The sequence below is a fragment of the Luteimonas kalidii genome (assembly GCF_029887935.1).
GTDB classification, from domain to species: domain Bacteria; phylum Pseudomonadota; class Gammaproteobacteria; order Xanthomonadales; family Xanthomonadaceae; genus Luteimonas; species Luteimonas kalidii.
In genome coordinates this window covers 31,712-45,152 of record NZ_JARXRO010000010.1, presented here as the reverse complement: position 1 = coordinate 45,152, position 13,441 = coordinate 31,712, and the positions used below count along the sequence as shown (strand labels likewise).

Sequence of the window (13,441 nt, the reverse complement as noted above, 5' to 3'; positions counted from 1 at the left end):
GCGGCGGTCGCCCGAACGCCGGTCAACGCCCGGACGGCACCGCGAGCACCGCATCGAACGCCGGCTTGGGCTGGCCGTCGCGGTCGAACAGCAGGGTGTAGTTGGTGCGGTCGGGGATCGGGTAACCGTTCTTCCACGACATGCCGTCCTCCACGCCCCATACGGCCACCCGGTGCAGCTTGTCGCGGCGGCCGTGGAAGATGCGGAACAGTTCCGCATAGCGGTCGGCGAGCTGGCGCTGCACGGCATCGGGCAGCCCGTCGCGGTAGGGGTCGAGGAAGGTCTTGAACTCCGGCAGCTGGAACTGCGGGTGCATCATGCCCTGGCCGATGATCTGGCCTTCCTTCGTCAGCGGCAGCACATCGACGTCGAGTTCGGTGACCATCACCTTCACCCCGAGCGCGGCGTACGCGTCGATCGCCGCCTCGATGTGCGCGGTGGACGGATAGTTCAGCCCCCAATGGCCCTGGATGCCGATGCCGTCGATGCGGATGCCGGCGTCCTGCAGCATCTTCACCATGCGCACGATGCCGTCGCGCTTCTCCGGGCGCCAGGCGTTGAAGTCGTTGTAGTAGAGCGCCGCGTCGGGTGCGGCTTCGCTGGCGAAGCGGAAGGCGTCGCGCACCAGCGCGTCGCCGTCGCCGCCGTAGGCACGGACCCACGTCGTGTCCCGGTACTGGCCGTCCTCGCCGATCTGTTCGTTGACCACGTCCCACGCATCCAGGCGCCCGGCGTAGCGGCCGGCGACGGTGTGGATGTAGGTGCGCATGCGTTCGCGCATCGTGGCCGGGTCGGCGGGCGTACCGTCGTCGCCTGCGAAGAACCAGGCCGGGGTCTGGTTGTGCCAGACCAGGGTGTGGCCGACCATGAACAGGTCGTGGCGTTCGCCGAACTCGACGAAGGCATCGGCGGCGGAGAAGTCCCAGGTGTCGGGCTCTGGGTGCAGGACTTCCGCCTTCATCACGTTCTCGGCGGTGATCGCGTTGAAGTGACGCGTCGCCAGGGCCTGCGCGCGCGCGTCGCGGCCGGAGACCATGTCGGCGTTCATCGCGGTGCCGATCAGGAACGCGTCGGCATAGGCGTCCTTGAGCGTCGTCGGCGACGCGGCGGAGGCGGTCGCGGCGGCACCGGTCAGCAGGATGGCGGCGAGAGCGTGGACGACGTGGCGCATGCGCATCGGGAGTCTCCGGAGATCGTGTATGGAACGGGGCGTCATTCGCAGGTGTCGCGTGGCGTCCCGGCGGCCCAGCCGATCGCGCCGTCGATCATCTGCAGGTGCGGCGGATCCCGGCAGGTCTTGGCCTCGTGGCCGGGCGCCGAGTGGGACAGGTGGCCGCGAGACATGCAGCGCGTCCAGGCGAAGGGATAGTCGCCCATCCGGTGGGCGGCGGCCTGGGGTTCGTGGCTCGGCTCGTTCCATCACGGAGCGCCGACGTGGAGGCGCAGTTCCGCCGGCGCCAGACCCTCGGAGCGTACGCGCACGGTGGCGGTGCCCGATTCCCCGGCGCGGCCGCGGACGATCGCCAGCGCCAGTCCGCTGAAGGCCTTGCGCGCAGGCGAGGGGAAGGCGGTGAGGTCGCGCGGATCGCCGTTGTCTGTGGCGACGAGTTCGACCGGGCCTTCGACCTCGAACTGCACGAGGTTTTCGGCATTCCGGATCGCGCGGCCCTGCGCGTCGAGCACGCGCAGGGTCACGAAGGACAGGTCGCGGCCGTCGTTGCCGATGCGGTCGCGATCGGCCTCGAGCGCAAGCCGTGCCGGCGCGCCGGTCGTCTCCACCCGGGCCTCCGCCCACGGGGCGCCATCGCGCCAGGTCCGCACGCGCACCTCACCGGGCTGATAGACCACCTCGTCCCAGCGCAGGCGGTACTCGGACTGGCCCTTGCGCTTGCGCCCCTGCGAGACGCCGTTGACGAACAGCTCGCCTTCGTCGCCGCTGGTGAACACGTGCACCGGCGTCACCTCGCCCTCGCGGCCCGGCCAGTTCCAGTGCGGCAGGATGTGGGCCATGGGCAGATCCGGGCGCCAGCGCGACTGGTAGAGGTAGTAGCGGTCCTTCGGGAAGCCGGCGAGATCGACGATGCCGGTGTAGGAACTGCGCGCGGAATAGTAGGGCGTGGGCTCGCCGAGGTAGTCGAAGCCGTTCCAGACGAATTCGCCGGCCACGTAGGGATTGCGGTCGAGCGTGGCGAACACGCGGTCGGCGCTGGAGCCGAAGTCGACGGCGTGCAGTTCGTAGGCGCTGACGTGCTGGCGGGCGGCATCACCGCCGCCGTTGTCGTCGCGGATCGGCGCACTGTTGCGCGGGGTCACCGGGAACAGGTAGACGCCGCGACTGCTGGCCGCCGAGGCGGTCTCGCTGCCCATGAGCACCTTGTCCGGGAACGCGGCGCGGAACGCCGGGTACGAGGGCGGCGTGCGGATGCGTTCGGTCCCCTCGAACTCCGGTTCCTGGCGGATGCCTTCGCCCTGGTAGTTGAGGTTGACCACGTCGAACGCGGCGGGGAAGGGCATGTCGGCCTTGGCCCAGTTCATCGACGCGGTGGTGGGGCGGGTGGGATCCTCCTCGCGCACGATCCGCACCAGCCGCCGGCCGATCGCCGCGCCGGCCTCGCCGTCGTACTGCTCGCCGACCTCGTTGCCCACGCTCCACAGGATCACGGAAGGATGGTTGCGGTCGCGGCGCAGCATCGCGCGCAGGTCGGCTTCGTGCCAGTCGGGGAAGATCAGATGGAAATCGAGCGGCGTCTTCTTCTTCTCCCAGGAGTCGAACACCTCGTCGACGACCAGAAAGCCCATGCGGTCGGTGAGTTCGAGCAGCTGGGGGTCGGGCGGGTTGTGCGCCATGCGGATCGCGTTGACGCCCATGCCGCGCAGGATCTCGAGCTGCCGCTGCGCGGCGCGGACGTTGAACGCGGCGCCGAGCGCGCCCAGGTCGTGGTGCTGGTTCACGCCGCGCAGGGGCAGGTGCTCGCCGTTGACCACCACGCCGCGGTCGGGGTCGAATTCGAGGCGACGGATGCCGAAACGCGTTTCGACACGATCCACCACTTCGCCATCGCGCAGGAGGGTGGTGACGGCGACATAGCGGTGCGGCTGCTGGTTCGGGGGCGGCCCCCACAGCCGGGGCCGGTCGATCCGCGTGCCGGAGGTGACGGCCGTGGTGCCGCCGGCGACCACGTCGACGCCGAGGGCGGGAATGCGGGCAACGGGTTCCGCCTGCGGCTTGCCTTCCTCGCCGAGCACGTGCAGCGCGGTCTCCACCTGCACCCGCACGGGGGCATCGGTGGTGTTGTCGATCTCCACCCGGACGTGCACGTTCGCGGAGGCCTCCGAGACCTCGGGCGTGGTCACCGTGGTGCCCCACTGTGCGACATGCACCGGTGCGGTCGTGGTGAGCCACACGTCGCGGTACAGCCCGCCGCCCGGATACCAGCGTGCGGATTCGGGCGGATTGTCGAGCCGGATCGCGAGCTGGTTCACTCCGCCGAAGGCCACGTACGGCGTCAGGTCCACGCGCCAGCTGTTGTAGCCGTACGGCCATCCGCCCACGAGCGCGCCGTTGAGCCACACGCTCGCGTACGACATCGCGCCATCGACATCGAGGTACACGCGTCGTCCCGCATGCGTCGCCGGGATGTCGAGGGTGCGCCGGTACCAGCCGATGCCCCAGCTCGGCAGCCGGCCCATGCCACCGTACGGGCCTTCGGCGATGAACGGCCCGGCGATCGCCCAGTCGTGCGGCAGGGTCACCGGCGTCCAACCGCTGTCGTCGAAGCCGGCATCGAGGAACGGGACGTCGCCGATGGACGGCTCCGCGCGCGGGCGCACGTGTCGCGCCGCGGGATCGCGGATGAAGCGGTTCGCGGTCGGCAGGATCCAGGGCTTGAGCACGGGGCGGTCGGCAGCAATGCGCACCGCCTCGTCGGGACGCGCGTCGGCGACCTTGCCGTCGGCGCTGCGGACGACCTCGGGCCGCACGTCGTAATCGAGTCGGCCGTCGATGCCGGGCGGGTCGCCCGGGTGGAAGCGCCAGCCGGCATCGAGGCGGATGCGGTCGCGCGGCGAGACCTCGGCGGCGGAAGCGGAGACCGACGACGCGATGCCCCACATCAGCATCCCCGCCAGGGCGACCACGCGCCTCCAGCTGGCCCCACCGATGCGGGAACCGGATCCCCCAGCGGTCGCGATGCTCGTGAGGGGAACGCGGGCCAACGCGTGCGCGCGGGTCGCCGTAGCTGCGCGATCCGCGCTTCGCGCCTTCGCGCTCACAGCCGGTAGGCCTGCTTCGGCAGGCGGTAGGCGAGGTCGATCGCGACCTCCGCCGCATCGTCCTCATCGATGCGATGCTCCGCGACCAGCTTCGCCAACACCGCGCAGTCGATGCGGCGGGCGACGTCGTGCCGCGCCGGGATCGACAGGAACGCGCGCGTGTCGTCGTTGAATCCGACCGTGTTGTAGAAGCCCGCGGTGCCCAGGGTCTGCTCGCGGAAACGCCACATTCCCTCCGGCGAGTCGTGGAACCACCAGGCGGGGCCGAGGAACAGGCACGGCCAGTGGCCGGCCAGCGGCGCGAGCTCGCGCGCGTAACTGCTCTCGTCGAGCGTGAACACGATCAGGCGGAAGCCCGCTTCGTTTCCGAAGCGGTCGAGCAGCGGCTTGAGCGCATGCACGTAGTCGGTGCGCATGGGAATGTCGGCGCCCTTGTCGCGCCCGTAGCGCTCGAACAGGAAGCGATTGTGGTTGCGGAAACTGCCGGGATGGATCTGCATCACCAGGCCGTCGTCCAGGCTCATCGCCGCCATCTCGGTCAGCATCTGGGCGCGGAACAGCTCCGCGTCCTCAGGCGTGGCCTTCCCGGTGACGATGCGCGTGAACAGCGCGCGTGCCTGCGCCGGCGCGAGATCGGCGGTCGCACAGCTGGGGTGCCCGTGGTCGGTGGAAGTCGCGCCCATCGCGGCGAAGTACGCGCGCCGCTGCTGGTGGGCGCGCAGGTAGCCATCCCAGTCGTAGACGTTCTCGCCGGTGATCTCGCCGAAGCGCTCCAGCGCGGGCCGGAACTGTTCGTGCTCGGGATCGATCACCGGGTCGGGACGATACGCGGTGACCACGCGGCCGCCCCAGCCGCTGTCGCGGATCGCCTGGTGGTGGGCCAGCGGATCGAGTGGCGACTCGGTGGTGGCGATGACCTCGATGTTGAAACGCTCGAACAGCGCGCGCGGGCGGAACGCGGCGGTCTGCAGCGCATCGGTGATCGCGTCGTAATGGTGGTCGGCGGTGCCCGCGTCCAGGCGAACGCCCAGGCCGAAGACCTCGGCGAACACGTGGTCGAGCCACAGCGACGAGGGCGTGCCGCGGAACAGGTGCACGTTGCGCGCGAACACGCGCCAGGCCTCGCGCGGGTCGACTTCGGCACGCGAGCCATCGGCGCGCGGGATGCCCAGCGCGTCCAGGCCGATGCCCTGGCTGTAGAGCATGCGGAACACATAGTGGTCCGGGACCAGCAGCAGTTCGGTGGCATTGGCGAACGCCGCGTCGTCCGCCCACCACTGCGGGTCGGTGTGGCCGTGCGGGCTGACGATCGGTAGCCCGCATACCTGCGCGTACAGCCGCCGCGCGATCGCGCGCTGGGTCGGATCGGACGGGAACAGGCGGTCTTCGTGCAGGTGCAGGGGCTTGGCGGCGGTGTTCATGTGGCAGGACGTGTTCCGTTGTCGTTGGTGCGGGTCGCGCGGGCATCCTCGCGCGCGGAGCGGGGCAGCGGGGCTGGCGGCATCAGCGGGTGGTGCTCCCGACCGGGCCGAGCGTCCCGCGCGGACGCGGGTCGGTGACGACCTCGATCCGCTGGAACACGAGCCCCGGGTCGACGGGCCAGAGCCTGAGGATGTTGGCGCCGGCCGATGCCGCGTGGTGCGAGCGGGCGACATGCGAATAATCGATCACCGCGCGTTCCCAGGCCTGGAAATCGCGATCGCCGGGCGTCGGGTCCAGCCGCATCGTGACCACCTGCGGAGGTTCGTCGCCGATCGAGACCGCGTAGCGCAGGCCGCCGCGGTTGCGGATGTCCAGGGTCGGCGCCAGCACCACGCGCACCTCGACCTCGCCGGACGCATCGAGCACCAGCGGATACTCCAGCCGCGCGCCTTCGCCACCAGGCTCCAGGGCGCCGCCGACGGCCGGCCAGACGGTCATGCCCGACCCCGTGCGCCCCAGGTTGGGGATCTCCTGCCACTGCCCGCGGGGCGGCGGCACCGCACGGGTGTGCTGCGCCGCTTCGACCGCGACCACGCCGTCGCCCTCCACGAAGCCGCGCGCGCCGCGATGCGAGGGCGGCTTGCGCACCGGCACCTGCACGTAGACCTCGGTGCGATCGCTGCCGCGGATGGCCACGACCGCCTCGTGCTCACCTTCCGGCAGCTTCGACCAGTCGACCGACAGCGACAGCGGCTGGATGTCGTCGACCTTGCCCTGCGCCGGTGCCACCTTCAACCAGGGTTGCGACGATCTCGCGCTGAATTCCACGGCTTCGCGCCCGCCGTTGAAGACCACCACCGCGCGCGAAGGCGCGCCTGCCGGATCGAGAGCCGCCAGCCGCGGCGAGCTGGCCGGCCGCGGCCAGCGGCGCGGATCGCCTTCGATCGCGACCCCGGTGACGCCACGCGCGGGCACGTCGACCCGCGCCAGCGGCGGCAGGATGTTGCGCTCGGGCTGCTGCCAGTGGGTGTAGCCGATGCGCACCTGCGACATCATGTGCACCCACTTGCCGTCGGCGACGTCGTGTTCGTACGCGCGCTGCAGTTCGGCATCGCGCTCGAACCGTCGCAGCGCCTCGTCCGCCCAGCGGTTGGCGGACGCACGGCCCTGGGCCGCGTACAGGCGGTTGCGGGCCACCGCGATGTAAAGGTGATTGAGGTTGGCGCTGGCCAGCACCGGGTACTCGACCAGCTGCACCCACGCGTCGCGGTGGCTGTCCGGGATGCGCCTGGCGAGTGCGAGCGTGCGTTGTTCCAGCGCATCCCATTCGCCGATCACGCGCTCGGCCTCGCCATCGTGCAGCAGGCTCCAGGTGTCGGCGTCGAGCAGTTCCGGCTTGCGGCGCGCGTTGTACTGCGTGTAACGGGTCACGATGTCGCCGATCTCGCGCGCATGTCCGGCGCCGAACTGTTCGGCCGCCCACGCCATCGGGTAACCGCTGATCCAGTCGAGATCCGCCGCATCCGGATTCCAGGCCTGGTCCAGGAAGGCGCTGATGGGCAGCTCCATCGGCTTGATGTCGCCCACGTTGACGACCCACACGCGCTCCACGCCATGTGCCCACGCCAGTCGCATCTGCTCCCACGCGCGCTCGACCTGGGTGGTGTTGAGCCACTTGTAGTTGCGCGGACCGCCGACGTAGTCGAAGTGGTAGTACACGCCGTAGCCGCCGGGGCGCGTCGCGGCCGGGTCGGGCAGGCGACGGATGTTGCCCCAGTTGTCGTCGGCGAACAGCAGGGTCACGTCGTCGGGCACGCGCATCCCGGCGTCGTAGTAGTCCTGCACTTCCTTGTACAGCGCCCAGACCTGCGGCGTGTTCTCCACCGGTTTGCCGGTCACGTCGCCGATGATCCGGCGCTGGTCGGCGACGATGCGTTCGAGCAGGGCGGTGGCGGTACCCTCGGTCATCGCCTCGTCGCCGTCGCCACGCATGCCCAGCGTCACCACGGCCTCGCGGCCCTGCAGGCGTTCGATGCCGCCGCGCCAGAACCGCTGCAGCGTCTCGGCATTGCGGGTGTAGTCCCACGGACCCTTGCCGTAGCGCGACCACTCGTCGTGCGCCCGCATCATCGGCTCGTGGTGGCTGGTCGCGATCACCACCCCGTATTCGTCGGCCAGTTCGGCGTTGCGCGGGTCGTCGTCGTAGAACGCGCGCGGCTGCCACATCGCCGGCCACAGGTAGTTGGCCTTGTGGCGCAGGATCAGCTGGAACACGCGCTCGTAGAAGCGGTGGTTGGTGCCGCCGAAGGTCGCGCGCGACCAGCCGCCGAGCGCGGGCTCCTCGTCGTTGATGAAGATGCCGCGGTACTTCACCTTCGGCGCATCGACGAAGCGGCCCGGCGCGGCGTGCAGCGAGGTGCGGCGCGGTGGCGGCACGTCCGCCCACCAGGTCCAGGGCGAGACCCCGATGCGGCGCGACAGCTCGTACAGGCCGAACGCAGTGCCGCGGCGGTCCGCGCCGACCACGACGAGCGCGCGCGCGATGCCGGGCTCGGGCGCCTCGACCACCTGCAGCAGGTAGCCTTCCCACACGCCCTCGACGCCTGAGACGTCGATACCGCGCTCGCGCACGATGCGGTCGATGCGCGCGCTGTGGCCCAGGGTGCCGGCGATGATCGCGGTGCGCGGCGCACCGGCGGCCGGGGCGCCGCCGGACACTGCCTGCAGGTCCTCGCGCAGCGCGTCGGCGGCGCGGCGCACGGCAGCGAAGTCGCCGGCATCGACCAGCACGGCCACCGGAACTCCGCCTTCGATCAGCGCCAGGCTGCCGCTGCCGCGCGCCTCGCACACGGCCGCGGGCGCGCGGCAGTCGGATGCGCCGGACGCGACCCCGGGAACCGCAACGAGCACCCAGGAGAGTGCGGCGATCAGGAAGAATGGCGAGGCTCTCATCGAGCAGGTTGTCCTCATGGCGGAGGGAGGGCGTGGGGCGATCGTTCGTGCGACGCAGACGGGCGCGGCACGTGGACCGCGATCAGGTCCTTGCGGTGCCTGCGGTGTCCAGCCGCACCGGTTCCAGTCGCGGCGCCAGCACGTGGATGAGCAACAGCGCGGCCAGGTAGGCGAAGCCGGCCATCAGGAACATCGCCGCATAGCTGCCGGTGTACTGCCGCAGCCAGCCGGCGCCGAGGTTCATGAAGAAGCCGCCCATCGCCCCGGCGAATCCACCGATGCCGACCACCGACGCGACCGCGGAGCGGGGGAACATGTCGGACGTCAGCGTGAACAGGTTCGCGGAGAAGCCCTGGTGCGAAGCCGCGGCCAGGCCGATCAGCCAGACCGCGACCCATTGGCCTTCGACGTGGGGCGCGAACACCACGGGCAGGATGCACAGCGCGCAGATCAGCATCGCCGTCTTGCGCGCGCGGTTCGCGCTCCAGCCGCGCTTCATCAGGAACGAGCTGAACCAGCCGCCGCCGACCGAGCCGACGTCGGCCAGCAGGAACACCGTCACCATCGGCAGTCCGATCGTGCGCAGGTCCACGCCGAAGCGGTCGGCCATGAACATCGGGAACCAGAACAGGTAGAACCACCACACCGAATCGCTGAGGAACTTGCCGCCGGTAAAGGCCCAGGTCTGCCGGAAGCGCAGCAGCTGCGACCACGACACCTTGCCCGGCGGATCGGGCGGATCGCTCTCGATCAGCGCCAGTTCGCCGGGCGATACCTTCGGATGTTCGGCCGGGCGACGGTAGACGGGCAACCAGAATGCCAGCCACACCAGACCCGCCAGTCCGGTGACCACGAACGCCGTGCGCCAGCCCCAGGTCAGCGCCAGCCAGGGCACCACGAGAGGTGCGACGATCGCGCCGATGTTGGATCCCGCGTTGAAGACACCGGTGGCAAACGCCCGCTCGCGTTTGGGAAACCATTCCGCGACGGTCTTGACCGCGGCCGGAAAATTGCCCGATTCGCCGAGTCCGAGCGCGAAGCGCGCCACGCTGAAACCGACCACCGACCTGGCGAACGCGTGTGCGGCGGCGGCCAGCGACCAGACGGTCAGGTACACGCTGTAGCCCACGCGCGTACCGACGCGATCGATGAACCAGCCGGCGAACAGGAAGCCGATGGCATAGGCGAGGGTGAACGAGGCGCTGATCACGCCATAGTGCTGCTCGCTCCATCCGAACTCGTCCACCAGCGTCGGTGCGAGCACGCCGAGTACCGCACGGTCCACGTAGTTGATGGTGGTGGCGAAGAACAGCAGGGCGCAGATGACCCAGCGGTACCGGCTGATACCGGCGGTCGCCGGCATCGGGGAAGCGGTTGCGTCGCTCATGCGTGGCGCATCCGCGCCGCAGCGGCATGGGCGCCCGTCGGGCCAATGCGTGCAGATGACATCGATGCTCTCCCCGGCGTTACGTGATAGCGCTATCAGTAACACATTCGCCATCGCGTGAGCCACAGGTGCACATGCAACCTGCCGCTGTCATTGGGCAGACGACAACGCTGTCGTTACGTACCGCGTTTTTCTGCGTTTTCTCACATCGCCGATGCATGTTGCGACGCAGCGTGTAGTGGCTGACTTGATAGCGCTACCATCCGGCCGCCACTCCCGCAGGGCGTGTCGTGCAAGCGTCCCTTCGGGGGCACGAGGCATCACAGTCCACCGGTGTCACGACGCGAACACAGGCGTCGGCCACCATCAGCGGGAGGGGAGTTGCGTGCAAGTCCGAATCGCAAGAACAGCGTTGTCCCACGCCCTGGGCCTGGCCCTGGTCGGAATCGCCGGCGCGGCCATCGCGCAGGATCCTACGCCGGCGCCGGAAACACCGCCGCCGGCTCCCGTCGCGCAGGATGCGGTCGACCTCGACCAGGTCGTGGTGACCGGCTACCGGCAGAGCCTCCAGTTCTCCACCGACGCCAAGCGCCAGGCGACCGGTTTCACCGACTCGATCTTCTCCGAGGACATCGGCAAGTTCCCGGATACCAACATCGCCGAATCGCTGGCGCGCATCCCAGGCATCCAGATCGACCGTGACGTCAACGGCGAAGGCCTCAACGTCGGTATCCGCGGCCTGCCGCAGAGCTTCACCAAGACGCTCATCAACGGCGGCGAAGCGGCGACCGCGTCGATCGGCCTCAACCGCGGCAACCAGAACCGCGAGGTCGACCTCAACCTGTTCCCGACCGAATTCTTCAACAAGCTCACCGTCTACAAGTCGCCGCAGGCGAGCCTGCCCGAGGGCGGCATCTCCGGCGTGGTCGACATGCGCAGCATGCGTCCGTTCGACCTGCCCGGGCGCCACTTCAACTACTCGGGCCAGCTCGACTACAACACCATCGGCGAGAAGTTCAATCCGCGCGGCTCCGCGCTGTTCACCTGGACCAACGACGAGGGCACCTTCGGCGCACTGGTCGGGGCGTCGGTGGTGCGCAGCCGTATCTCGGTGCGCGGCTGGGAGTCGGTCGGCTGGATGAACCCCGGCCTGAACTACCAGCAGTGCGGAATCGCTGCGCCCGATGGCGTCGACCCGCTCACCAACCGCCCCGTCGAATGCAACCCGGGTGGCGGCGGCAGCCTGCAGATGCCCAACACCGTGCCCGACAACGCTTCGACCATCGGGGCAGGGATGACACCGGGAGACACGATCGACGCGCAGTGGCTCATGGAGCAGAACCCGGGCCTGTCCATCGGGCAGATCACCGAGGCGCTGTTCCCGCGTCTGGCGCGCCCGGTGGACATGTCCGGCGACCGCGAGCGCGACGCCGTGGTGGCCTCGCTGGAGTGGCGCCCGAACGACCGGATGCACTTCTACCTCGACAGCCTGTACTCGCGCGCCAACTACGAGAACGACCGCATCGACGTGAACCTGGTCGGCCGCACCTTCGGCCCGTCGGGCTTCCTGCCGACCAACATGCAGCTCGACGAGAACAACGTGGTCACCAGCGCCACGCTGGTGAATGCCCAGTTCATCCTCGAGGCGCGTCCGTACCGCGACGAAGTGCAGTACTGGAACCTCAACCCGGGCGCCACCTTCTGGTTCGGCGAGAACGAGGACGTGAAGCTGGACGTGCAGGCGAACTGGAGCCGCAGCTGGTTCTTCCGCGAGTCGCCGACGATCATGCCCGCCTCGCCGATCACCACGGTCGACTACACCAACAACGGCACGCCGGCCTTCGCCGCGGGCGGACTCGACCTCAACGACCCCAACGCCGGCTGGAACTGGGCGGGTGGCCGCGTCAACCTCAACAACGAAAAACGCGTCACCGAGGCCGGCCGCCTGCGTGCGGACCTGCAGTTCGGCGACGACGTGCAGAACATCAAGGTCGGCGTGTCCCACGACCGCTCCCGCCGCACGATCACCGGCTTCGACAACAGCCCGGCATGGCAGGAGTACGTGTTCGCTAACGTGCCTCCGGGTGAGCTGCCGAACTTCCTGCGGCCCGGTCCGGCCGGCTTCATCACCGTCGACTTCGACGCGTTCAAGGACGCCACCGACTACGCACGCTTCTTCGACGAGGCGCCGGAATCCGGCAGCTCGCAGTCGGTGGGTGCGGCCTCGGGCGGATTCGACGAGAAGAGCCTTGCCGCGTACATCGAGTTCAACGGCGAAACCGAGATCTGGAACCGCAACCTGCGCGTCAACGGTGGTGTGCGCTACGTCGACACCGACCAGGACATCACCGGACCGGTGACGCTGGGCGGGGTGCGCGAATGGCAGACGCTGAGCAGTGCGTACGATGAATGGCTGCCGTCGTTCAACGCCGCGTGGGACGTGGCCGACAACTGGGTCGTGCGCCTGTCCAGCTCGCGCACGATGACCCGGCCCAATCCGCGCTCGATGCTGCCGGCGACCACGTTCTCCGATCCGTCGGCCGAGATCGCCGACCAGGGCAATCCGAACCTCGCGCCATACCTGTCGACCAACTTCGACCTGGGCCTGGAGTGGTACACGGGTGACGAAGGCCTGGTTGCACTGACGATGTTCAACAAGCGGGTTTCGGGCTACACCTACCAGGGCATCAACGTGCGTCCGTTCCGCGATCTGGGAATTCCGATCGATTCGCTGACCGAGAACCAGCTGGCGGCCCTGAACGCGAACGGTGGGCTCGACGCGCCGATCAACGTGCGCCAGCAGGTCAATGCCGACGCCACACTCGACATCCAGGGCTGGGAGCTGATCTGGGTGCAGCCGCTGGACATGGTGTTCGACGGGCTCGGGTTCATGGCCAACTACACCGACATCGATCTCGAGCCGACGGGGCAGGAAGCCGCCCAACTGGCCGGCAACCTGTTCGGCATCGCCCCGGTGATGTGGAACGCCACCGCCTACTGGGAGAACGACCTGGCTTCGGTGCGCCTGTCCTACAACTTCGTCGAAGGATCGGCGCAGCGTGCGGTGGGCAACAACGAGGGCGGCATCAACTACGGCCAGTACTTCGGCGAGGACCGGGGGCAGTTCGACCTGTCGGCGAGCTACACCCTGGCGTCGCTGCCCTCCGAGCCGCAGCTCACCTTCAACGTGCTCAACATCACCAACGAGGAAACGCGCAACTACATCACCTACCCGAACGTTCCCGGCGAGATCTACCAGCCCGGCCGGACGTTCCTGGTCGGTATCCGCGGCACCTTCTGATCCGTTTCGCGAAGACGCTTTACTCCCCACGACCCACCCGGCGCCGCGAGGCGCCGGGGGGTCGTGACTTTTTTCGACGGGAGTGGTCCGGCGAGCCGGTGAACATG

Annotated in this window: 7 protein-coding genes; 1 reads left to right on the top strand and 6 read right to left on the bottom strand. The window is 69.2% G+C overall.

What is annotated here, in order from left to right; all coding sequences use genetic code 11:
- Positions 1–22: 22 nt before the first annotated feature.
- From QFW81_RS02995 to QFW81_RS02970, 6 genes are all read right to left on the bottom strand, one after another.
- Positions 23–1,177, bottom strand: a complete 1,155-nt coding sequence (locus QFW81_RS02995) for an endo-1,4-beta-xylanase (RefSeq protein WP_425603957.1) — start codon at positions 1,175–1,177, stop codon at positions 23–25.
- 35 nt (positions 1,178–1,212) lie between these two features.
- On the bottom strand, positions 1,213–1,344 hold the full coding sequence (locus tag QFW81_RS02990) for a hypothetical protein (RefSeq protein WP_280577081.1): 132 nt from the start codon (positions 1,342–1,344) through the stop codon (positions 1,213–1,215).
- A 75-nt stretch (positions 1,345–1,419) separates the two neighbouring features.
- On the bottom strand, positions 1,420–4,119 hold the full coding sequence (gene galB, locus QFW81_RS02985; RefSeq protein ID WP_425603960.1) for a beta-galactosidase GalB: 2,700 nt from the start codon (positions 4,117–4,119) through the stop codon (positions 1,420–1,422).
- A 149-nt stretch (positions 4,120–4,268) separates the two neighbouring features.
- The gene (gene uxaC, locus QFW81_RS02980) at positions 4,269–5,693 is read right to left on the bottom strand and encodes a glucuronate isomerase (protein WP_280577080.1); all 1,425 of its coding nucleotides are present in this window, start codon (positions 5,691–5,693) and stop codon (positions 4,269–4,271) included.
- Between the two features lie 82 nt (positions 5,694–5,775).
- On the bottom strand, positions 5,776–8,646 hold the full coding sequence (locus tag QFW81_RS02975; RefSeq protein WP_280577079.1) for a glycosyl hydrolase 115 family protein: 2,871 nt from the start codon (positions 8,644–8,646) through the stop codon (positions 5,776–5,778).
- Between the two features lie 82 nt (positions 8,647–8,728).
- Entirely contained in the window at positions 8,729–10,033 is a 1,305-nt protein-coding gene (locus tag QFW81_RS02970; protein WP_280577078.1) for an MFS transporter, read from the bottom strand.
- A gap of 385 nt (positions 10,034–10,418) precedes the next feature.
- Between QFW81_RS02970 and QFW81_RS02965 the strand changes: the two genes are divergently transcribed.
- Entirely contained in the window at positions 10,419–13,334 is a 2,916-nt protein-coding gene (locus QFW81_RS02965; protein ID WP_280577077.1) for a TonB-dependent receptor, read from the top strand.
- Positions 13,335–13,441: the final 107 nt, after the last annotated feature.